Origin of the sequence: Pseudohalioglobus sediminis (assembly GCF_008370495.1) — a bacterium.
Classification (GTDB): Bacteria; Pseudomonadota; Gammaproteobacteria; order Pseudomonadales; family Halieaceae; genus Halioglobus.
The window spans coordinates 95,209-115,971 of sequence record NZ_VTUX01000004.1 but is presented as its reverse complement, the minus strand read 5'-3'; the positions used below and the strand labels follow the sequence as shown (position 1 = coordinate 115,971).

Sequence of the window (20,763 nt, the reverse complement as noted above, 5' to 3'; positions counted from 1 at the left end):
CGCCGGCACAGCCGGCTCAGGTGCGCCCGCGCGAGCAGGCGCGTGGCGTCTATTGCGCTTGCCACTGGCCACCGCGGTAAACCTCGAGTCCGGCGTCATCCACCCGCATCAGGTGCAGCCACTGGTTGTCCAGCAACTGGCGCACCATGTCATGTTTGCCAATCACCGTATCGATGGCCTCACGCGGCGCCTCGATCACCACGGTGAGCCTGAGCGGTGTGTGCAACCAGCGTTCGCCGTTATGCAGCGACTGCCAGGGCAGGCCGATACGCAGGTCGCCGCCGTTACCCTCGAACACGCCGATACGCCCGCCCACCACGTTATGCAGTGTTTTGTTGCCGCTGCCATAACGACGGTTGTCCACAGTCGAGGCGTAGTACTGCATGTTAATCCAGTTGGTGACGATCATCGGCGCCGTCATGATCAACTCCAGCAGGCTGCCATCGGGGTCTTTGCGATGATCGTAATCGTGCAGGAAACTGCGCCCCTGCAAGTCCTGGCCGCGCGTGCGCGCGCGTGGCGCCACCACGAACGCGGCATTATTCGCCAGCCCCCACTCGGGGCGTGTTTGCGCCCAATCGTCCGCGCGTTCACGCACCGCTCGCAACAGCACCTCCGGCTCAGCCGATACTGCGTCAAGCCCGAGGGAGGGCGCGCGCTCGCGCCGCGCCGCATGCCCAGCAAAGGCCAGTTGCACCTGTATACGCTCCAGGTCGGGCATGTGACTCCCGGGCAGTGAGGTCAGGTCATACAGTTTCACCTCATCCGTTGTAGTGTTGTGCAGGCCGGCAACAAATACCGTGGTGTCCGGAATCACCCTGCCCCGCTGCGCCAGTTCGGCGCGCACGGCGGGGTCGTTGAGCAGGCCGGCCAGCGCCCTGGCATTGACCTCACCGGTCTGGCCGCAGCAGGCGCCGCAATCCAGCCCGGCGCGGTGCGGGTTGTTGCGATTCTGGCTGCCGTGCCCCAGCAATAGCACCAGTCGGGCAAAGTTATCGCTGAGGCCCATGCCCGTGAGCACCTGGGCAGCGATATCAGCCTGCCCGCTCACGCCGCCTGCAGTCGCGGCATCCAGTGTCGGGCGAATGCTGCAGGATTGTTCCGGCTGCAGGCCGAGCGCATCATCGGCCTCCGGTTTTGACGTGCCCGGCAGGCTGCGCCTGATCAGTTTGCCGAGGTAGCCGAGGCCCATGGACTCGACCAGGGTAAAAGAAGACAGGGGCACGCTCTCGAAGGTGCGCCAGCCGAACAGCGCCTGTAGCTTGCCCTGCCTCTGCGTGCTGATATCTGCATCACGGCCGGGGTCGCCACTGCTGTCGCTAATGTCCAGCGCCGGTGCCAGCAGCCCCGGCAACTGCGGCCTGCGCGCTGCCGTACCCAGCGGCGCATAACTTATCGGCAGGCCGAAGAAGCCGGCAAATCCCAGTGTCTGGATATCCCCCGCCTGGGCCTCGAGGTGGCGTCGAAACACCTCTGAGCGCACATCAATACAGAACGCCGCCTGCACCGCGGGCTCGACCACGGTCCCGGTTGCAGCCGGGGCCAGCAGGCGCTCGCCAAGGCCGCGCTGGTAGCTGATCTCCTGCGCACGCTGCCAGGTCAGCTGGACCCGCAGGGCGTGGTTATCGAAACGCGAGGTTTTTTCTTCCCACTCGGTGTGCCAGGCGTGCCAGGTTGAAGCCGCAGCGCGCTCGCCATCGTCGAGCAGGCACTCCCAGCTCAGCCGTATCGCCAGGATATCGATCAGGGTGTCGTCTTCGCGCTCTTCCAGCCGTGCCTGCCAGCGCAGGTAGGCGCACCAGGCGGCCCAGCCGCTGACGCGCTTGAGCACCGCGCAGAAATAGGTATACCACTGGCTTGAGGGGATACCAAGGCTGTCCAGCACCGCGGCGATCTGCTCCTGCGGATCTGCCGCCAGCGCCCTGGCCCGCGCCGGGATGCCCGGTGCGCGCATCAGCAGCGGCACGCTGTGGTCATCACCCAGGGCATCGCGCCAGCTGGTGTATAGACGACCACTTCGCTCCGGGTGCCAGTCCGCCTGGCGCTGGTCAAAATACGCCGCGCAGAACTGGGATATCTGGTGGGTAATGGTGTCACACCAGGCCGGTTCACGGTGCAGGTCACGCTGGCGATCCAGCATATCGCTCAGCAGGGGTACCGGCACCGGTGGCAGGTAGTCTTCTTCCAGCGCTGCCAGCAGCGTTGCCAGGTCCAGTTCGCAGTCGTTCTCCGCCAGCGCCTGCTGCAAGTCCGCCTCGGTAATCTCGCCGCTGCGCCAGGCATCGGCGTAGTAATCCAGCGACAGGGTGTGGGGAGAACCGGCGATATTGGCCAGCTCTTCAGCGGCGACAGCAAAAGGTTGCCCGATGCGTCCCCAGTAGGGGTTGACCGCAATCATGCGGTCCAGGGGCCAGGTCGGGGCAATGGTATCGACTGCATCGGCAATCGCGCTGTGCAGGGTTTCCTGGTTCATGGGCATGGTCATGGCCGGTGCGTTCACAGCGACTCTCCTGATTGGGCGTGATGGTATCGGTTGGCAAGGGTCTGCGCCTGCAGCGGGGTGAAGGTTACGGGCCAGATCTTGAAGGTCAGGCGGGTAAAAGTCTCATCCAGGTAGAAACCGCAGTAGGCCCAGGGGAAAAATGCCCTGGCGAAACGACCCTGCGGGTAACAACGCAGCCAAATCTGTGTGCAGTAGAGCACGGCGAAGCAGGCCACCACCCAGGCAACCAGCGGCGAGGCCACACTGGCCGGTGCCGGGGCGAGACCGGCAAACATGAGATGCCAGAGCAGGTAGAGCTGGGTCAGAGCCAGCACCCGCAGGACACCGCGCACAAACTGACCTCCGGTGAGGCCCTGCTCCAGCCAGAGCAGGGAAGCCAGACCGAGCGCCACGATCAACAAGGCCACTGGCGGCACCGCCATGGCCGGCAACAGCCACTGCCACACGGCGGCCGATGCCACCACCAGTGCAGCACTGACCAGCAGCGCGCCGAGATACCAGAGCGGAGTGCGGGCGGTACCGGGCTCCAGAAAATCCACGCTGCGCGCCTGGCGCACGGTCTCGCCGGCGCTGAGGAAAGCAAAGGCCTTGTACAGCGAATGCGCCACCAGGTGCAGCAGCGCCAGTTCGTAAAGACCGAGGCCGATTTCCATCAGCATGAAACCCATCTGCGCACAGGTGGACCAGGCCAGCCGCACCTTGATACTGATCCGCGTGAGCATGACCAGCGCGGCCAGCACGGCGGTCAGGCTGCCCACGATCACCAGCGCGGCCTGCGCCGCGGGCGCCATGGTCACCAGGTCAGCCAGGCGAATGAGCACAAAACCTCCCATGTTGACGATCCCGGCGTGTAACAGGGCCGACACCGGCGTGGGCGCTTCCATCACCTGGATCAGCCACCCGTGCAGTGGCAGCTGGGCGGCTTTCAGAATAGCCGCCAGGGCAAACAGCAGGGCTGCCACGTGCAGCGAGACCGGCAGCACATCGAGGCTGGCGAGGTGGGTCTCGATGCCGCTCAGCGACAGCGTTCCCGTTGCCGTGAAGATGAGCACCAGCGCGACGGCGAGGCAGACCTCGGCCAGGCGGCTGACCAGAAATTTCTTGTGCGCAACCACCTGGGCGGCCTTGCGTTCGCGGTAAAACGTCAGCAAGTGATGCAGGCCGATACTGGTTGCGGCCCAGGCCAGCACGATAACCAGCAGGTTTTTGCTGACCACCAGCAGCGCTACCGCAGCCAGTGTAAACAGCATGGCGCGCACAAACCGCGGTTGCTCAGGCTCACCGTTTAAATAGCGCGAGGAGTAATTGACGATGACCCAGCCCAGCACGGCAATCAACAGGGCCACCGTCAGCCCGAGGACATCCACGGCAAGAGGCGCCAACTGCGCCCAGACCAGTGCCAGCAATGCCGCGCCTGCGGTCGCTACCAGCGCTGCCGAGGCGGTCAGGCGCGCGATATGCCAGTGCTGCCGCGTTGTTATAAACACGGCCGCGCAGCCCACCGCGTAAATCAGCGGTAACAACCAGATACCCAAAAACTGTGACATGTGCTCTCCTTTCAGCGCCCAGACGCACGCGTAATCACCAACGGGGGCTATACTCGCCGCGGGCAATACATTTGTAAATTATCTTGTTTAGATGTTATCGTTCTTTTTTTTAGAACGGTTTATTGTGCGGTGCGCGATCTCAATTTTCATCACCTGTACTACTTCTGGATGGTGGCCAAGGAGGGCCACCTGACCCGTGCCGCGGAGAAGCTGCACGTGTCCCAGTCGGCACTGTCTTCGCAGATACGGCAACTGCAGGAGCAACTGGGCCATGAGTTATTCACTCGCGAGGGTCGCTCGCTGCGCCTGACCGAGACGGGCTACCTGGTACTGGAATACGCGGAGAGCATTTTCAATCTCGGCAGCGAACTGCTGGCGCTGACCGAAAGCGGGGAACTGCAGCGGCTGCAGCGCCTGCGTATCGGCTCGGTAGCCACCCTGTCGCGAAACTTCCAGGAGAACTTCCTGCAACCGGTGATCGGTGAACCCGGGGTAAAGCTGGTCATCCGCTCCGCCAGCCTGGAGGAACTGCTGGAGCTGCTGCGTGTGCACAAGCTTGACCTGATCCTGTCCAACCGCGCCGTGCCCACCGACACCTCAACACCGTGGCGCTGCCAGCAGATTGCCGAACAGAGCGTCTGCGTGGTCGGCCCGCCCGGCAAGGCGGCTCGGGCATTTCGCTTTCCCAGAGACCTGGGCGAACTGCCGCTGCTGCTGCCCGGGCCGGGCAGCGAAATCCGCAGCCAGTTTGACCTGCTGTGCAGCAAGCACGGCATCGAGTTCGACCCCTACGCGGAGGTGGATGACATGGCCACGCTGCGACTGCTGGCGCGCGACTCCGGCGGTATCGCGGTGGTGCCGGAGGTGGTAGTGCAGGACGAATTGCAAGGCGGCAAGTTGCAGCGCTACTGCGTACTGGACAACGTGGTGGAACGTTTTTACGCCATCACCGCCAAACGCCATTTCGAACTGGCGGCATTGCAAACCCTGCTGGAACGCTCGCAGCAGGGTGCGCTGGCACTCGGTTGAAAACAGCGCACCGGTGCGCAGGTGGGCTACACTCAAAACCGAAGGCACCACAATAACAGCGCACACAGGGCCCACAACATGAACACATCGCAACCGGAACCCGGGGTTTATGATGCCGTGGTAGTCGGCGCCGGCATCGCCGGACTCTACCAGCTGTACCGCCTGCGCGAAGCGGGTTTCCGCGTACTCTGCCTCGAGGCAGCGCCGGAAGTCGGCGGCACCTGGTACTGGAACTGCTACCCCGGCGCCCGGGTGGATTCGCAATCGTATATCTACCAGTACTGGTTCTCCCGAGAGCTGATCGATGAGTGGGACTGGAGCGAGCGTTTTCCGGCCCAACCGGAAACCGAACGCTACCTGAATTTTGTCGCCGACAAGTTAGCCCTGCGCGAGGATATCCGCTTCAATTCCCGCGTGAACGGCGCCAACTGGGACGCCGACAGCGCCCAGTGGCAGATCAGCACCGAGCAGGGTGAGCGACTGGAAGCGCGCTTCCTCATCAGTTGCACCGGCATGCTGTCCGCACCGAAGCTGCCACCTTTCCCGGGCGCGGAACAATTTCGCGGCACCGTCGCCCACACCGCGCGCTATCCACGCGAGGGTCTGGACCTGGCCGGCAAGCGGGTCGGCGTGGTCGGCTGCGGCGCCACCGGCATACAGGTGATACAGACCATCGCCAGCGAGGTCGCCGAACTCAAGGTCTTCCAGCGCACTCCCTCCTATGGTGTGCCCATGAAGAACGAAAGCTTTGACGATGCTATTCGCGATCACTGGCGCGCCAGGGCGGGGGAACTGGCGGAGCGCGTACAGCACACCACAGCCGGGTTCGATTTCGACTTCGACAACGGTTCCTGGTACGACCACGACGAAGATGAGCGCCGCGCGGTGATGGAAAGCGCCTGGGACAGCGGTTCACTGGCAGCATGGGTAGGCAGTTTCCCGGAAGTATTCACGGACGCGGAGGTCAACCAGGTGATGAGCGACTTCGCCCGTGAGCGCATCCGCGCGCGCATCGACGACCCCGAACTGGCGGAAAAGCTGCTACCGACAACGTACGGCTTTGGCACTTACCGGGTGCCGCTGGAGAGTGGTTACTACGATGTTTTCAACCGCGACAACGTGGAGCTGGTGGATGTGCGCGAAGCTGCCATCGAAAGCTTCACCGCAACTGGCCTGCAAACCGCCGACCACAACTACGAGTTGGACGTGGTCATCCTGGCCACCGGCTTCGATGCCGGCACCGGCGCACTGACGCAGATGAATATCCACGGTCGCGACGGCCTCTCCCTGAGCGAGGAATGGGGCCGCGATATTCGCTCTACCTACGGACTGCAGGTACACGGCTTCCCCAACCTGTTCACCGTGGCCGGCCCGCTGGCGCCAGCCACGGCATTCTGCAACATGACCACCTGCCTGCAACAGCAGGTGGACTGGATTACCGATTGCATACTGCACCTGCGCGAGCACGGTTACCGCTGTATCGAACCCAGCCGGGAAACACAGGACCAATGGGTCGCCCACCACGACGAACACTCCAACCAGACCCTGCTGGTCAAGACCCGTTCCTGGTACACCGGCGACAATATCGACGGCAAGCCACGGCGCCTGCTTTCCTACCTCGGCGTCGGCGACTACCGCGAAATCTGCGACCAGGTAGCGGCAAGCGGCTATGCCGGCTTTGTGCTGACGCGTTAGTTGCTCTCGCCAACGGTGCCGGGAGTACACCCATTGGCAGCGTGGGCACAGCCCTTTCAGCCCGGGTTGGTGCTACGCCCCGTGAATTCCCCGTCGGGCAGGTAGACGAAAAGGGCAACCGCGGTAATAGCAACAATATAGCGCTCGGCCGCACCCAGGATCGCGGCGCCCAATTCTGTCTGCCACTGCTGGAACCAGGTTTCCGCAACCAGTATGAAAATGCCAAACAGCATTGCCAGCATAATCCCGCATCCGGCTAAACCGGCCCGCTTGGAAACCTGGAATGCCTGGCCGCTGCCGCGCCGCTCCCGCCACATAGTTGCCACGCCAACCAGGCACAGCGCAGCGGAGGCGAGCTTGGCCAGGGGAATCAGCAACCAGCACAGCGTCACCAGCCAGGGGGCTTCTATTTGCTGCCACGGCGCCACCCCCATGGCACCACCGCCGGAGACCACCTGGCCAACCAGCGCCAGGTCGGAGTCCATCTGCACGAAATTCTGGATGGCGGCCACCAGGCCGAACAACCCCACCATCAGCAGCAACAGAATTTTGGTATAGCGCAGCGTCATGTCCATGGCGTAATCGCTCCCTCGAGGTTCACCGCCAAAGATAGACGAGAAACCTCACACCTGCAGGTAAACTGCTTGCCGGGCTTGCGGGCAATGACGCCGGCGAGGCCGTTGCGACCTTACGCGGGCGGCACTAATCTCAACTTACGCGCAGCTTGCTGCAGTTGCTCATCGACAGGAGAGGTCTTTATATGTTGAATTTTTTCGCGCTGATACTGGCATGCCAACTGGCGGGTGAAGTCTTCGTGGTGGCCACAAAAGTGCCGCTACCAGGACCTGTTATCGGCATGGTCATCCTTTTTCTCGGGCTGTTGCTGAAAGGCGGTGTCCCGGATGGCCTGCAGAAACTGGGCGCGGGCTTACTGTCACAGCTTTCGCTGTTGTTCGTGCCGGCCGGCGTGGGCGTGATGCTGCACGCAGAGCTGGTGGGCACTGAACTGCTGCCGATCGCGGTTTCACTGGTCGTCAGCACGCTGGTCACGCTGGTGGTCACGGGGTGGGTGATGCAACGGCTTTCCACGAGGGCCGGGCAATGACCGGAGAGCTGCAAACGATCTGGGTCTATCTGGCAGCCAGCCCGCTGCTGTCCCTCACCCTGACACTGCTGGCCTATATCGCCGGCCAGTGGCTGCACGAAAAGTCGGGACAGAACCCGCTGGTCAATCCAGTGTTGCTTGCCGTGCTGGCCCTGGTGGCCCTACTCACGGTCACAGACACGGACTACGCCAGCTATTTCCAGGGCGCACAATTCGTTCACTTCCTGCTTGGCCCGGCGACGGTGGCCCTGGCCATTCCCCTGTACCGCCAGGTGCACCGTGTGAAAGACTCGGCCATCGCCATCATCGTCGCGGTAATCTGTGGATCGCTCACCGCCGTAACAACCGCGGTTGCTATTGCGTGGGCGCTCGGTGCCAGCGAACAGACCATTCTGTCCATGGCGCCGAAGTCCGCCACCACACCGGTGGCAATGGGCATTGCAGAGCAACTGGGCGGCCTGCCTAGCCTCACCGCCGCGGCCGTCATCCTCACCGGAATTGTCGGCGCCATGGCCGGCAGCAGCCTGTTGACGCTGGTGCAGATTCGCGATTCACGCGCCCGCGGGCTGGCCATGGGCGTTGCCTCACACGGAATCGGCACGGCGCGGGCGCTGCAGATGAATGAGGTGGCCGGCGCCTTCTCGGGCCTGGCCATGGGCCTCAACGCGCTCGCCACCGCGGTACTGGTGCCGGTATTGCTGCGCCTGTTCTGGTAGGCCATGCAGGCATTCAAGCCGGGCGCAGCTACCCGTAAGCGACCCGCAAAAGACACAGAAGAGAGACTGACAAAGCATGCTCAACATGGATTTCAATGAACGCGTGGTCATCGAGACGGCCGACAGGGACTGGGTCGCCAGCCCCATGCCGGGGGTATGGCGCAAGCCACTGGCGCGCGAGGAAGCGGAACGCGGCCATGCCACCAGTATCGTGCGCTACGACGCTGGCGCGCGCTTCAGTCCGCACGACCATCCCCTGGGGGAGGAAATCCTGGTGCTGGAAGGCGTTTTCTCCGATGAAAGCGGCGACTACCCCGCCGGCACCTACTTCCGCAACCCGGAAGGGTTTCGCCATGCGCCCTTCAGTGCGCAGGGCTGCGTGATACTGGTCAAGCTGCACCAGTTCCAGCCCGGCGACGACGCACACGTGGTCATTGACACCAACACCGAACCCTTCCGGCCCGGCGCGGGCGGGCTCACGGTTCTGCCGCTGCACCAGCACGGCAGCGAGCAGGTCGCCCTGGTGCGCTGGCCCGCCGGCGAGCACTTCCAGCCGCATACACACTATGGCGGCGAGGAAATCTACGTGATCAGCGGTGAACTCATCGATGAGCATGGGCGCTACCCCGCTGGCACCTGGCTGCGCAGTCCCCATGCCAGCCGCCACTGCCCCTACGCAGAGGAACCGACCCTGATCTGGGTGAAGGTCGGCCACCTGCCCGCCTGAGCACACGCACACGCGCACCCGGTGTGGCCACTGTCGCGGGTACTCTGGACGCACGCCCGCCGGCCGACTACGCTTAGGACACTACACGTCCAATAAGAGTAAGAAGCTATGCATAAGAACCGTGGCAGTGTATTCAGTAACACCCTGCGCCCGTTTATCCTCCTGTTTGCCCTGGCCTTGATCACCGCCTGTAGCGACAGCAGTGACCGCAAGCCCGGCGATGACGAAGAGGTAGCCCTCGGCGAGTTCGTGCTGGCGGTGCTTTCGAGTTCGCCCGACCAGGTCAGCGGCGGCAGCGCCCGCATCGACATCGGCCTGCCCGAGGGCCTGGCCCCGGAGAACGTGGAGATCAGCGTGGATGGCGCTGACGTTACACCGCGCTTCAGCCCCAACGACGACGGCAGCCGCCTGCAGGGCGTGGTCACCGATCTCGCCGAGGGTGACAACCGCCTCGCGGTCAACAGCACCGGCGGTGAAGCCCCCGAGGCTGAGCTGATGCTGACCAACCATCCCGCCACCGGACCCATTTTTTCCGGGCCCCAGCAGCAGCCGTTCCTGTGTTCCACAGACAGTCACCGCGCTGGCCTGGAACTGGGCCCGGTAATCGACGAAAACTGCAGCGTGGACACCGTGGTCAGCCACAAATACCGCACCACCGAGGGTGGCTGGGCGGATTATGCACCGGGGCAGGAGCGCCCCGGCGATATGGCCACCACCACAACCAGCAACGGTGAGGAAGTGGACTTCATCGTGCGCTGGGAGCGCGGCACCATCAACCGCTTCCTCTACTCCCTCGCGGTGCTGGCGCCCAATGATGACGGCTCGGAAAGCCCAGACCTGTCCGCCTGGAACCGCCGGCTGGTGTACTACTTCCAGGGTGGCGTGGCCATCGGGCACTACCAGGGCAGCCCCAGCCAGAGCCGCGCGCTGTACTCCGACGCACTGGCAGCAGGTTACGCCGTGGCCTATTCCACGGGCACCAAGACCGGCACCCACTACAACCTGCAGGTGGGCGGCGAAACCGCCATCATGGTCAAGGACCGTTTCATCAGCGCTTACGGAGCGCCGGACTATACCGTTGGTGTAGGCGGTTCCGGCGGCGGCATACAGCAATATGTCTACGCACAGAACCATCCCGGCCTGATCGACGCGGGTGTGCCGCAGTACTCCTACCCGGATATGGTCACCCAGACCATTCACATCGGCGACTGCGAACTCATCGAACGCTGGATCGACCTGCAGTTGCAGGAAGACCCGAATTCCAAGTGGGCGGACTGGAACAACCGCAGCTGGCTGCTGGGTCTCAACGCCAGCAACGACGTACCCAACGATGTCACCGAATTCGGTCTCACTCCCTGGGTGCCACAGGGCTCCAGTGAATGCACCAAGTCCTGGCGGGGACTGTCACCGCTGGCGCTCAACCCCCACTTTGGCGACGCCCCCGGCATCACCCCGGAAGAGCGCGATGAGGTCGAATGGACCCACTTTGCCGACCTCATCAATATCTATGGTCGCGCAGACGACGGTTTTGCGCGCAATCCCTGGGACAACGTGGGTGTGCAATACGGGCTGCAGGCGCTGCGCGACGGCAATATTACAGCTGAGGAATTTCTCGACCTGAACTTCAACATCGGATCCTGGAAACCCGAGGCGGAGATGGTTCAGGAGGGCTGCCCCTTCTTCACCGACCTGTGCTTCGCACTGGACTTCGACCAGCCGCTCTATCCCGACCAGATCGACCCCTGGAGCTGGCGCAACATGGCGCTGTCAGACGGTAGCAACCCTGCCCCGCGGCGCACTGCAGACCCGGGCGCCATCGACGCGGCCATCGAATCCGGTATGGTCAACCGCGGCGATGTAGAAATCCCCCTCATCGATGTACGCCACTACCTCGAGGAACAGCTGGACATGCACAACACCCACCAGTCCTTCGCGGCGCGCCAGCGCCTGCTGAACCACGACGGCGACGCCAGCAACCAGGTCATCTGGTTCATCGCCCCAGGCGAAGAGGAGAACTACAACAACACGATCTATGCCTTCGAGGTGATCGATGAGTGGATGACGAATATCCGCGACAACCCCGAGGCCACGGTGGGCGAGAACAGGCCAGCCGCAGCGGTGGACAGTTGCTTCGACAGCGAGGGCGAGCTGATCGCTTCCGGTGAGGACGTGTGGAATGGCATTCTCGATGAGGAAGCACCGGGCACCTGCACCGAGCAGTTCCCCGTTTACAGCACCTCCCGCATTGTCGCCGGCGCACCCATTACCGGTGACGTGTTCAAGTGTGAGCTGCAGCCAGTGGCGCAGGCGATTGAGCGCGGGCTTTACGGCGACTGGATGCCCACGGAGGAGCAGGTAGCAACCCTTGAGGCAATCTTCCCGGAGGGTGTGTGCGACTACCCGGAGTAGCGGGTCAGGCGCACACAACATTGCCCGTTGCCGGCTGTACCTGGCAGGTCAGCCGACAACGGCAGATTACCCCGGGTTTTCCAGCGTTAGCGCAGGGCGCCCAGCAGTGCGTCGGCGACAGCCTCGGATGAAGCCGGGTTCTGGCCGCTGATCAACAGGCCATCGACCACCACGTGGGGCTGCCAGTCGTCAGCCTTCTCGTAAGCTGCACCGGCAGCTTTCAGGGCATCTTCCAGCAGGTAGGGCACCACGTCAGTCAGCCCCACCGCCGCTTCTTCCGAATTACTGAACCCGGTGACGCGTTTGTTCGCCACCAGCGGCTCACCCGCCGGCGTCTTCGCATTCAGCAGCACCGCCGGCGCGTGACAGACTGCGGCAACCGGCTTGCCGGCGGCCGCAAAACCCTCCAGCAGGGCGATGGAATCAGTATCCGCGTGCAGGTCCCACAGCGGGCCATGCCCGCCGGGGTAAAAGATGGCGTCGTAGTCGTCTACCCGCACCTGTGCCAGTGGTGTGGTGGCGGCCAGGGCCGCCTGCGCATCTGCATCTGCGTTGAAACGTTGCGTGGCCTCGGTCTGGGCATCGGCATGTTCGCTTTTCGGGTCCAGCGGTGGCTGCCCGCCCAGCGGGGATGCCAGGGTAATGACGGCGCCGGCGTCCAGCAGGCGGTAGTAGGGTGCTGCGAACTCCTCCAGCCAGAACCCGGTTTTCTCGCCAGTAGAACCCAGCTTATCGTGCGACGTGAGCACAAATAGAATCTGCATGTATCACCTCCCGGTTGTGTGCGCACCGCCGTGGCTGCTGCGCAGGGTATTGTTGGCGCTGATGCGCCCTCGTTGTTGATGGGCATACGCATTGGCCGCGGCGCCAGACCACATAGCCTGCCCGGACAGGCGCGTGGGGCCAGACATCGAACCATGCTTTTTGCGCGCACACTTGCTAGTCTAGTGCACACGTTCAGAATCACAGGATCATCCATGGCAGTGCTGGCAGAATGGTTACCTCGTATAGGCGCAGTGTTCACGATCCTGCTCGGCCTGGTTGGCTTCTTCAGGCCGCAGCTCATCACCGCCTCACAGCAGATCGAACTGGGCAGCCCGATGGCGGCCTCAGAGGCCCGGGTGGTATTCGGGGGCCTGCATCTCGGTGCCGGCGCGATGGCGCTGCTACTGCATGATCCCGCCGTGTATCTCACCCTCGGCGCCGCCTGGAGTATGGGTTTGCTGGCGCGTTTTTATTCCATGATCGCCGACAAGACCAGTTTGCAGCACTCGTTACCGGGCATTGTGGTCGACGCAGTGATGGCAGGCCTGTTCCTGGGCGGGCACCTGCTGAGTTCCGCCAGCTGAAGTTCAGGCTGCGCCAGTTCCCGCTTCACACTCCCGTTTGGATGTAACGCCATGGACCAGAGTTTGTTGTACACCATCGCCGCCGTCGTCGTACTGGGGATTGGCGCACAGTGGCTGTCATGGCGGGTCAAGCAGCCTGCCATCCTGGCGCTGTTGCTACTGGGCATTATCGCCGGCCCGATTACCGGTCTGCTGCAACCCGATGAGCAGTTTGGCGACCTGCTGTTTCCCATGGTGTCGCTGGGCGTTGCCCTGGTCCTGTTCGAAGGCGGCCTGACACTACGCTTCAGTGATATCAAGGGCCACGGCGGGGTTGTTACCAACCTGGTCAGCTGGGGCGCCCTGCTCAACTGGCTGCTGATGGCGGCCGGGTGCTGGTTGCTGGCCGGGTTTTCCCCTTCTATCGCGCTGCTGTTCGCGGCGCTGGTCGTGGTTACCGGGCCCACGGTCATCAATCCGCTGCTGCGTACCATGAGAGCCCGTTTCGAAGTCAGCCAGGTGCTGCGCTGGGAGGGCATCCTGATCGATCCGGTGGGGGCGCTGCTGGCGGTGCTGGTATTCCAGTACCTGTTGTCAGGGTCGGAATCCTGGGCAGTGTTCGCGCAGAGCATCGCCGTGGGACTGATCGCCGGGCTGGTGGGGGCATTCACCCTGGGCACAGTACTGCGCAGGCAGTGGGTGCCGGAATACCTCATAAATGTCGTCACCCTGGGCTGGGTGATCATGATTTTCGCCACCAGCGATTTCCTGGCCCATGAATCCGGCCTGCTCGCGGTGACGGTGATGGGTATCTGGCTCGGCAACATGAAAAATGTCGCCGTCAGCGAAATTCTCAGCTTCAAGGAGAGCCTGTCGGTACTGATCATCTCGGTGCTGTTTATCGTGCTCGGTGCGCGCGTTGACCCCATGAATATCCTCGCTACCGGCTGGAACGGCGTGGCGGTGCTGCTGGTGGTGCTGCTGGCGCGCCCGGTGGTGGTCTGGGCGTGCTGCATCGGCAGTGGCTACAGCTGGCAACAGAAGGCGCTGCTGAGCTGGGTAGCGCCCCGCGGTATTGTCGCCGCGGCAGTGTCGTCACTGTTTGCGCTGCGGCTGCAGGACCTCGGCTACCCGGGAGCTGATGACCTGGTGGCCTATACCTTCCTGGTCATCATCGCCACGGTGGTGCTGCAGAGCCTGACCGCAAGGCCCGTCACCCGGGCCCTGGGGCTGGCGGAAGAAGAGCCCACCGGAATGCTGATCCTGGGCGCCAACCCGGTGGCGCAGGCAATAGGCCAGGCCCTGCGCGGGCAGGGGTTCAGGGTGAAACTGGCCAGCACCTCCTACGAGGAGATTCGCAGCGCGCGCATGGCCGGCCTGGAAACCTACTTCGGTGACCCGATTTCATCCCATGCTGACCACTCCCTGGACCTCGCCGGCATCGGGCGGCTGTTCGCCATGTCCCGGCGCGCGCGCTGGAACACGCTGGCGTGCCTGAAATTTGGCAACGAGTTCGGTTCCAAACGGGTCTACAGCCTGCGCAATACCGAGGAGCGTGAGCGCTCTGAGCGCGAGCGGCCCGCCGACGAGTTCCGTGCCCCGCGCCTGTTTGGGAAGGATGTGACCTACCAGATGCTGGCCAGCCTGCTGGCACAGGGTGCTGAGGTCAAGGCCATCAACATCAACGAGTCATTCACCATCGACAGTTACAAGGACACCACTGGCAGCAACCTTATCCCGCTGTTTTCCATCTCTCCCGAGGACAAGCTGCGTGTGATCAATGAAGACACGCCCGCGGAGACCGCTGAGGGCGGCAAGCTGCTGGCTCTGGTGTGGGCGCCGAAAAATCAGGGCGCCACAGGATAAAACCTGCGGCTACCACATCAGGTCATCGGGAATCTCGTGATCCTTGTACCAGTCCTCTTCTTCCGGGGTCAGCACCACGTCCGCATCCTCGCGCTGGGCAATGACGCGCGCCGGGTCTCGCTCGGCAATCTTGTCCGCCACCTGTCTGGGCACCACTTCGTACTGGTCGCCCTGCTTGACGATGGCTAGCACCCCCGCACTCAGCTGCTTGTGCTGCATGGCGTTGACGTAGAACGACTTGACCTTCTTGCCATCGGTGAAGTTGTAGGCGATATCGCCCTGCCCTTTCGGCACGCGATTGCTCTCGATCAGCTGCTTGATCTGGGCATTGATCGCCTTGCGCTCGGCCTTGCTGTTGAGCGCCTGGTTTAGCTCCCGGTCGCGCTGGGCCTTCTCGGCACGCGCGTGCCTCGCCGCTTCCTTATTCTCATCGACCACCTCGGTGCCGCTCTTTCGCGCCACCTTGGCCTGCTTGCGCTTTTCCCTGGCCATCTTCTTGGCCTTATCGGCATCGGCCAGGCCGGCCTTGAGCAACTGGTCCTGCAACGAACCTGACATCACTAAAACTCCTTATCGCACAGGCTGCAAAGCATAGCACTCTCCGCAGATGCTGTTAGGGTTCCACCGACTTGACGTCATTCCCGGGCACGGTATCGGGGCGCTGTAACCAGTCGCGCAGGGCCTCGGCCTCGCGTCGGTAGGTGTCACGTTCGGCGCCATCCAGTCCCAGCCTGCGCATGAGATTGATCAGCCAGCGGTCCGCAGCACCCGGCAGCACTGCCGCACCCGTGGTGCAGCAGATGTGATGCCAGTGCAGCAGGCCTGCGTCGAAGTGCAGCACCTCGCCGTTGGGAGGCAGGGTATAGGCAAGCCTGGCCCCGTCTGGCAATGCCGGGCCCTGATCTACGGAACGCGCGGCAATAACCGCCGTATGCGCCTCGGGCGTGGCCAGCGACACCAGTTGCCGGTAGTAGCGCGGCGCTGGCAGCCCCAGGTCAAAGCGGCCCCAGCACAGCTGATGACGCGCAATGCCCGCTGGCGGTGATTGCGACAGGGCCTCGGCACAACCGCCTAGGAACTCGGGATACCAGGGGTGCTGTGGCAGCGCAGCGGCGTGGTAAAAAACATCCGCCAGCCAGGCCAGGCGCCCCGCCGCTTGGCCGCTCACCGCAATATGCGTCGCATAACACCAGGTACCGGCATCGGGCTGCCAGCTGCGCAGGGTCTCACACTGGTCTGCCGCCCGGTGCTGCAGCCGATGGTGCGCGGCCATGGCCAGTAATGTGTCAACGTGCGCGGGCGACCCGGCCACGGCCTCATTCACCGAAATCTGTTCAGCTTGCAAACCAGCCCCTTGTCCCTATCGTATGCTGGTTACAGTATAAACACGGATCGGTCCCGCGCGCGCCGGAACGCGGGACGATTCCCCCCCACACTTTTGACGGAGATACCATGCGCCCACGCGATGCGGCCACCCTCATCATCCTGCGCCGACGCAGGGAGGTACTGCTGGGCAGGCGCAACGCCCAGCACGTATTCATGCCGCACCGCTATGTGTTTCCCGGCGGGCGCGTCGATGCCGGCGATGCGCGCGTGGCCTGCCCCGTCACCCTGTCCCGCGCAACGCAGGGGCAGCTACAACGCTCGGTTACAGCGCCGCGGGCGCAGGCACTGGCCATGGCCGCCGTGCGCGAGACCTTTGAAGAAACCGGCTTCATTCTGGGCAAGCGCTGCAGCAGCCCGCCGCAGACGCGCTCACCACACTGGCAGCCCTTTTTCGACACCGGCCATGTCCCGGCACTGGACCGGCTGCGCTATTTTGCCCGCGCAATCACCCCGCCCGGCATGGTCAGGCGCTTCGACGCACGCTTTTTCCTGTGCCATGAACGGGACCTGCACGGTTCACTGCGCGGCAACGGCGAGCTCACCGACCTGCGCTGGGTGCCATTGGACGAGGTCGACACCCTGCCGCTGGCCCCGATTACCCAACTGGTGCTGGGCCTGGTGCGCCAGGGGCTGGATGCGAACACCGCTGCCAGCCAGCAGTCGGCGCTGTACCGCGAGCTGGCCGGCAGGGAACTGATCGAGCTGCACTGGGAGGCGCTGAAAAAGCCCTGACCACACAGCTGTGAGCCCTGCGGCGATGAGCGGGCTCGACACCGACACCGGTTATAGTCTATACCTCTTCACTGCGACCGAACCACGGCGCCCGCCCGGGCGCAAAAACCAGCAAAGGAATCCATCATGGGAATGTTTGACTTCATCAAAGACGCCGGCGAAGCACTGGCTGAAAAGGCCATGGGCAGCACCACCAACGAGGACCTCACCGCCAGTACCGAGGTGTCCCCGGAACGCCTCAACCAGTTGCGCAGCGAGCAGATCGAAAAGGCCATCGCACAGCTGGATATCGATGGGGAGCAGGTAGACGTCAGCGTCAACGACAGCGTGGCCGTGCTCAAGGGCTCTGCACCCAGTCAGGAAGCCATGGAGAAAATGGTGCTGTGCGCCGGCAACCAGTACGGTATCGACAAAGTTGACTGTCAGCTGGAAGTTCCGGCACAGGAAACTCCGGCAGCCGAACCAGCAGCCGCTCCGGCCACCACCGCACCTGCTGCGGCAAGCTCCACGTTCTACACGGTGAAATCCGGCGATACGCTGGGCAAGATTGCCCAGGAACACTATGGTGCCGCCAGCAAGTACATGGCCATATTCGAGGCCAACCAACCAATGCTCAGCGACCCGGACAAGATCTATCCGGGCCAGCAACTGCGCATTCCGGCATTGTAGGCGACAGCGACTGTGAGCAAACTGATGCGCGGCGGTATCGCCGGCGTGGTTGTCACCTGGGCGTCCCGGCTGCGCTTTCCCTACCTGCTGCTGTTGGTCTCGGTGCTGTTCGTGATGAACCTGTTCATCCCGGACGTGATTCCGTTTGCCGATGAACTGATCATGGGCCTGGTCACCCTGCTACTGGCAAACCTGAAGAAAAAGCCGGAACCGGCAGACCAGGAGCCGGCACCGCCTCGCTGAATTGCCGCGCTGAATTGCGGCGCTGCATTGCGGCGCTGCATTGCGGCGCGTCAACGGACGCCGCAAACGGCGCGCCGGTCACAACCGGTCGCGTTCCTTCAGCTGCTGCTTCTGCAGCGCCATGATGCGTCGTGTTGCGCTGAACACCGACATTTGCGGCTGTGGCGTGCCGCGCCGCCCTATCTCGTCCAGCTGCGCATAAAACCAGTACTGCACCGCGAAGGTCGCCATGGTCTTCACCGTCTTCAAGCCCTGCAGAAATGACAGCCACGGTGGCAGCAGCGCCAGCTCATCCTCGTAACGCCGCAGTTCGCTGGTGCCGGCCAGCAACTGCGCCGGGGCGTCGGTGTCGACACACATCGGGCGACCCAGGCCGATCAGGTCTGCACCACCCCCGGCGAGGGCGTGCTCCATGGCACTGCGCAGACGAAAACCCCCGGTGACCATCAGCGGCACCGATACCTTCTCGCTCATGGCCCTGGCGAAATCCACGAAATAGGCTTCGCGCTTGCGCGTGGACTCGGCGATGTTCTGCTTTTCCTCTTCCTCGACACCCTCGACGCCGAGCAGTTTGGGCTGCTCGTAGGTACCGCCGGAAATCTCGATAAGGTCCACCCCGCCCTGCTCCAGCCACTGTGCGACCTGCAGGCTTTCCTCAAAAGCGAAGCCGCCCTTCTGGAAATCCGCGCTGTTCAGCTTGACTGATACCGGAAAGGCCGGCCCCACTGCCGCACGCACCGCGCGCAACAGGTCCAGCAGCAGGCGGGCACGGTTTTCCAGTGCACCACCGTAGCGATCATCGCGTCGATTGCTGCGCGGGCTCAGGAACTGTGACACCAGGTAGCCATGGGCGCCGTGAATCTGCACCCCGCTGAACCCCGCTTCCTTCAATGCCGCTGCCGCGACGGCAAAACGACGTACGATTTCCTCGATCTCCGCCTCGGTCAGCGCCACCGGCTCACCGAACTGGCCACCAGGCAGCCCCAGTTTCACCGCCGAGGGTGCCTTGGGATGTGGATTCACGGTTTTCTGTGTCTGCCTGCCGGCGTGGCTTATCTGCGCCCAGACGTGGTTGCCGTTGCGCGTGGCGGCCTCTGCCCAGGCCGCCAGGGCAGCGCGCATGGTCGCGTCCGGCTCCCGGTCTATGATCACGTTGCCGGGGCGCTCCAGGTGGTCGCCATCAATCTGCACATTGCCGGTCAGCAGTACTCCTGCGCCGCCGTCGGACCACAGCCCGTACAGGCGATTCAGCTCCGGCGTCGGCACCCCGGCAGCGGTTGCCAGGCCCTCCGTCATCGCGGCCTTGGCCAGCCTGTTGGGAATCTGCACGCCACAGGGCAGCGTCAGCGGTTGCGAGAGCAGGTCGCTCATGGGGAGTCCTCCAGTGATTTGCGGTTATTATGTCACAGCGCGTTGTGCCTGCGCTGCCGTAAGAGCCTGCAACGACGCGGGCAAGACAGGGCACCGGGTTGGGGTGACGCTACTCCGTTCCGACAATGGGCCAGTCCGCCGCGTCGGTCACATATTTGGGTTGCTGCGGCTGGCGGCCCTGCCACTTTTCCACGAAATGCCCCTCCGGATCGTATTCGCTGGCTTGCTTGGCCAGGTTGAAGTGACGGCCCCCGCGGGGATCTGCGCCAACGCCAGCGAGGTACTGCCAGTTGCCGTAATTGCTGGCGACATCAAAGTCCAGCAAGTGCTTTTCGAAGAAGGCGGCACCGTAGCGCCAGTCGATATCCAGCTCGTTAACCAGGCAGCTGGCGGCAATCTGGCGCCCGCGATTACTCATCCAGCCGGTGGCAACGAGCTGGCGCATCAGCGCATTGACCAGCGGAAAGTCCGTGCTGCCACTGCACCAGCGCGCAAAACTGCGCGGTTCAAAGGTGCAGTTGTGCAGACGCTTGCGCCCCCCCGCTGGCCGCAACCGGAACAGGGCGACGTCATCCTGGTATGCCCGCCAGTGAAAAAACTCGCGCCAGAGCAGCTCGAACACCAGCCAGTAGGTGGATTCGTTGGCGACCTGCTCATCCTCGAAACGCCTTACTGCCGCCACTACCTCCCTTGGCGACAGCGCGCCCGTGGCCAACCAGGGCGACAGGGTGCTGGACCCTTCCAGCGGGTTCAGGCAATTGCGTGTGTGTTTGTAGCGCTCGATCGAACGCTCGTCAAAAATGAACTGGCGCAGGCGGCGCTGGCCGCTCGGCGTGCCACCGCGGATCGGCAACGCGGTGTGCGGCTTTTCGTCTGCGCCAGGAACGATCTCGAATCCGGCAGCCGGCGGCCGCGGCAGCCGCGTTGGCGCCGGCTGAGGGGCCGCGACGGGCAGCGCTTCCACCGCTTTCCTGAAGGGTGTGAACTGGCCGGGTAGGTCAGCGAGGGCGAAGGGCAGGGCGTCTTCCCTGAACAGGTTGTTGCCCTCATGTACGCGCAGCGGTACCGGGAGCCGGGAACGCAGCGCCGCCCGGGTCCTGCGCTCGTAGTACCCGGGCGTCAGCGTGGTCGCCACCTCGTCAATGCCGTAGTCGCGCACCAGTTCGGGGATCACCAGTTCCGCTGAGCCGTGCAACACCAGCAGGTTCTGGCCCAGCGCTCCCAGCTCCCGCTGCAGCGACTGCAGGCTCTCGCGCAGAAAGCGTTCGCGCTGCGCGCCCATCCCGGTGACGTTGCACCAGGGACGGTTGACGGGAAACAGGTATACCAGCAGCAGGCGCTCGGCATCCTGTTGCGCGAGCAGGCCGGGGTTGTCCTGCACTCGCAGGTCGTTCTGGAACCAGTATAGTTTTCTCATATTCGATATACGCCGGCTGA

Annotated in this window: 19 protein-coding genes; 11 read left to right on the top strand and 8 right to left on the bottom strand. The window is 63.5% G+C overall.

Translation table 11 applies throughout. The annotated features are described in order from the left end of the window. Positions 1–49 precede the first annotated feature (49 nt). Positions 50–2,500, bottom strand: coding sequence for a YbcC family protein (locus F0M18_RS10030; RefSeq protein WP_223177951.1), 2,451 nt, complete (start codon positions 2,498–2,500; stop codon positions 50–52). Next, the gene (locus F0M18_RS10025; protein WP_149611295.1) at positions 2,497–4,050 is read right to left on the bottom strand and encodes an NADH-quinone oxidoreductase subunit L; all 1,554 of its coding nucleotides are present in this window, start codon (positions 4,048–4,050) and stop codon (positions 2,497–2,499) included. Before F0M18_RS10025 ends, F0M18_RS10030 begins: the two co-directional genes overlap by 4 nt. A gap of 129 nt (positions 4,051–4,179) precedes the next feature. On the opposite strand from F0M18_RS10025, the gene F0M18_RS10020 reads away from it, so the two are divergent. Together F0M18_RS10020 and F0M18_RS10015 are read left to right on the top strand one after the other, a co-directional pair. Next, complete coding sequence (locus F0M18_RS10020) at positions 4,180–5,079, top strand: LysR family transcriptional regulator (RefSeq protein WP_149611294.1); 900 nt, start codon at positions 4,180–4,182, stop codon at positions 5,077–5,079. 78 nt (positions 5,080–5,157) lie between these two features. Further along, a complete protein-coding gene (locus F0M18_RS10015; protein ID WP_149611293.1) occupies positions 5,158–6,774 on the top strand; it encodes a flavin-containing monooxygenase in 1,617 nt (538 codons plus the stop codon). 56 nt (positions 6,775–6,830) lie between these two features. Here the strand turns inward: F0M18_RS10015 and F0M18_RS10010 are convergent, their stop codons facing one another. Then, positions 6,831–7,349 (bottom strand): DUF2165 family protein, encoded by a 519-nt coding sequence (locus F0M18_RS10010; protein WP_149611292.1) that lies wholly within the window; start codon positions 7,347–7,349, stop codon positions 6,831–6,833. Between the two features lie 185 nt (positions 7,350–7,534). Between F0M18_RS10010 and F0M18_RS10005 the strand changes: the two genes are divergently transcribed. The 4 genes from F0M18_RS10005 (at position 7,535) to F0M18_RS09990 (ending at position 11,731) form a co-directional block, all read left to right on the top strand. Beyond that, entirely contained in the window at positions 7,535–7,879 is a 345-nt protein-coding gene (locus F0M18_RS10005) for a CidA/LrgA family protein (protein WP_149611291.1), read from the top strand. Further along, positions 7,840–8,595 (top strand): LrgB family protein, encoded by a 756-nt coding sequence (locus tag F0M18_RS10000; RefSeq protein ID WP_262500905.1) that lies wholly within the window; start codon positions 7,840–7,842, stop codon positions 8,593–8,595. The genes F0M18_RS10005 and F0M18_RS10000 overlap by 40 nt, the downstream gene beginning before the upstream one ends. A gap of 85 nt (positions 8,596–8,680) precedes the next feature. Next, complete coding sequence (locus F0M18_RS09995) at positions 8,681–9,322, top strand: cupin domain-containing protein (RefSeq protein ID WP_223177950.1); 642 nt, start codon at positions 8,681–8,683, stop codon at positions 9,320–9,322. Positions 9,323–9,430: 108 nt separating this feature from the next. Further along, the gene (locus F0M18_RS09990) at positions 9,431–11,731 is read left to right on the top strand and encodes a DUF6351 family protein (RefSeq protein ID WP_149611288.1); all 2,301 of its coding nucleotides are present in this window, start codon (positions 9,431–9,433) and stop codon (positions 11,729–11,731) included. Between the two features lie 86 nt (positions 11,732–11,817). On the opposite strand, the gene F0M18_RS09985 is transcribed toward F0M18_RS09990, so the two are convergent. After that, positions 11,818–12,495 carry a type 1 glutamine amidotransferase domain-containing protein gene (locus tag F0M18_RS09985; RefSeq protein WP_149611287.1) on the bottom strand — a complete coding sequence of 226 codons (678 nt, stop codon included), beginning with the start codon at positions 12,493–12,495 and terminating at the stop codon, positions 11,818–11,820. A gap of 213 nt (positions 12,496–12,708) precedes the next feature. Here F0M18_RS09985 and F0M18_RS09980 point away from each other — a divergent pair, with 213 nt between their 5' ends. Next, entirely contained in the window at positions 12,709–13,080 is a 372-nt protein-coding gene (locus F0M18_RS09980; protein WP_188109672.1) for a DUF4345 family protein, read from the top strand. Between the two features lie 51 nt (positions 13,081–13,131). Then, positions 13,132–14,925, top strand: a complete 1,794-nt coding sequence (locus tag F0M18_RS09975) for a cation:proton antiporter (RefSeq protein WP_149611285.1) — start codon at positions 13,132–13,134, stop codon at positions 14,923–14,925. A gap of 9 nt (positions 14,926–14,934) precedes the next feature. Here the strand turns inward: F0M18_RS09975 and F0M18_RS09970 are convergent, their stop codons facing one another. After that, complete coding sequence (locus F0M18_RS09970) at positions 14,935–15,483, bottom strand: DUF2058 domain-containing protein (RefSeq protein ID WP_149611284.1); 549 nt, start codon at positions 15,481–15,483, stop codon at positions 14,935–14,937. A 55-nt stretch (positions 15,484–15,538) separates the two neighbouring features. Continuing rightward, complete coding sequence (locus F0M18_RS09965; protein WP_188109671.1) at positions 15,539–16,270, bottom strand: hypothetical protein; 732 nt, start codon at positions 16,268–16,270, stop codon at positions 15,539–15,541. A gap of 107 nt (positions 16,271–16,377) precedes the next feature. Here F0M18_RS09965 and F0M18_RS09960 point away from each other — a divergent pair, with 107 nt between their 5' ends. The 3 genes from F0M18_RS09960 to F0M18_RS09950 all read left to right on the top strand — a co-directional run bounded on the left by F0M18_RS09960 (position 16,378) and on the right by F0M18_RS09950 (position 17,955). Further along, on the top strand, positions 16,378–17,043 hold the full coding sequence (locus F0M18_RS09960; protein WP_188109670.1) for an NUDIX hydrolase: 666 nt from the start codon (positions 16,378–16,380) through the stop codon (positions 17,041–17,043). A 126-nt stretch (positions 17,044–17,169) separates the two neighbouring features. After that, a complete protein-coding gene (gene lysM / locus F0M18_RS09955; RefSeq protein ID WP_149611281.1) occupies positions 17,170–17,712 on the top strand; it encodes a peptidoglycan-binding protein LysM in 543 nt (180 codons plus the stop codon). A 12-nt stretch (positions 17,713–17,724) separates the two neighbouring features. Then, complete coding sequence (locus tag F0M18_RS09950) at positions 17,725–17,955, top strand: DUF6116 family protein (RefSeq protein WP_262500904.1); 231 nt, start codon at positions 17,725–17,727, stop codon at positions 17,953–17,955. A gap of 78 nt (positions 17,956–18,033) precedes the next feature. On the opposite strand, the gene F0M18_RS09945 is transcribed toward F0M18_RS09950, so the two are convergent. Both F0M18_RS09945 and F0M18_RS09940 read right to left on the bottom strand, forming a co-directional pair. Continuing rightward, on the bottom strand, positions 18,034–19,326 hold the full coding sequence (locus tag F0M18_RS09945; RefSeq protein WP_149611280.1) for an NADH:flavin oxidoreductase/NADH oxidase family protein: 1,293 nt from the start codon (positions 19,324–19,326) through the stop codon (positions 18,034–18,036). A gap of 109 nt (positions 19,327–19,435) precedes the next feature. Continuing rightward, the gene (locus F0M18_RS09940) at positions 19,436–20,743 is read right to left on the bottom strand and encodes a DASH family cryptochrome (protein ID WP_149611279.1); all 1,308 of its coding nucleotides are present in this window, start codon (positions 20,741–20,743) and stop codon (positions 19,436–19,438) included. Positions 20,744–20,763: the final 20 nt, after the last annotated feature.

What these genes read in the sequence shown, in the direction of transcription:
- F0M18_RS10025 (WP_149611295.1), bottom strand. Translation starts at nt 4,050, where the DNA reads ATGTCACAGTTTTTGGGTATCTGGTTGTTACCGCTGATTTACGCGGTG.
- F0M18_RS10015 (WP_149611293.1), top strand. Translation starts at nt 5,158, where the DNA reads ATGAACACATCGCAACCGGAACCCGGGGTTTATGATGCCGTGGTAGTC.
- F0M18_RS10010 (WP_149611292.1), bottom strand. Translation starts at nt 7,349, where the DNA reads ATGGACATGACGCTGCGCTATACCAAAATTCTGTTGCTGCTGATGGTG.
- F0M18_RS10005 (WP_149611291.1), top strand. Translation starts at nt 7,535, where the DNA reads ATGTTGAATTTTTTCGCGCTGATACTGGCATGCCAACTGGCGGGTGAA.
- F0M18_RS09995 (WP_223177950.1), top strand. Translation starts at nt 8,681, where the DNA reads ATGGATTTCAATGAACGCGTGGTCATCGAGACGGCCGACAGGGACTGG.
- F0M18_RS09990 (WP_149611288.1), top strand. Translation starts at nt 9,431, where the DNA reads ATGCATAAGAACCGTGGCAGTGTATTCAGTAACACCCTGCGCCCGTTT.
- F0M18_RS09985 (WP_149611287.1), bottom strand. Translation starts at nt 12,495, where the DNA reads ATGCAGATTCTATTTGTGCTCACGTCGCACGATAAGCTGGGTTCTACT.
- F0M18_RS09980 (WP_188109672.1), top strand. Translation starts at nt 12,709, where the DNA reads ATGGCAGTGCTGGCAGAATGGTTACCTCGTATAGGCGCAGTGTTCACG.
- F0M18_RS09975 (WP_149611285.1), top strand. Translation starts at nt 13,132, where the DNA reads ATGGACCAGAGTTTGTTGTACACCATCGCCGCCGTCGTCGTACTGGGG.
- F0M18_RS09970 (WP_149611284.1), bottom strand. Translation starts at nt 15,483, where the DNA reads ATGTCAGGTTCGTTGCAGGACCAGTTGCTCAAGGCCGGCCTGGCCGAT.
- F0M18_RS09960 (WP_188109670.1), top strand. Translation starts at nt 16,378, where the DNA reads ATGCGCCCACGCGATGCGGCCACCCTCATCATCCTGCGCCGACGCAGG.
- lysM (WP_149611281.1), top strand. Translation starts at nt 17,170, where the DNA reads ATGGGAATGTTTGACTTCATCAAAGACGCCGGCGAAGCACTGGCTGAA.
- F0M18_RS09945 (WP_149611280.1), bottom strand. Translation starts at nt 19,326, where the DNA reads ATGAGCGACCTGCTCTCGCAACCGCTGACGCTGCCCTGTGGCGTGCAG.
- F0M18_RS09940 (WP_149611279.1), bottom strand. Translation starts at nt 20,743, where the DNA reads ATGAGAAAACTATACTGGTTCCAGAACGACCTGCGAGTGCAGGACAAC.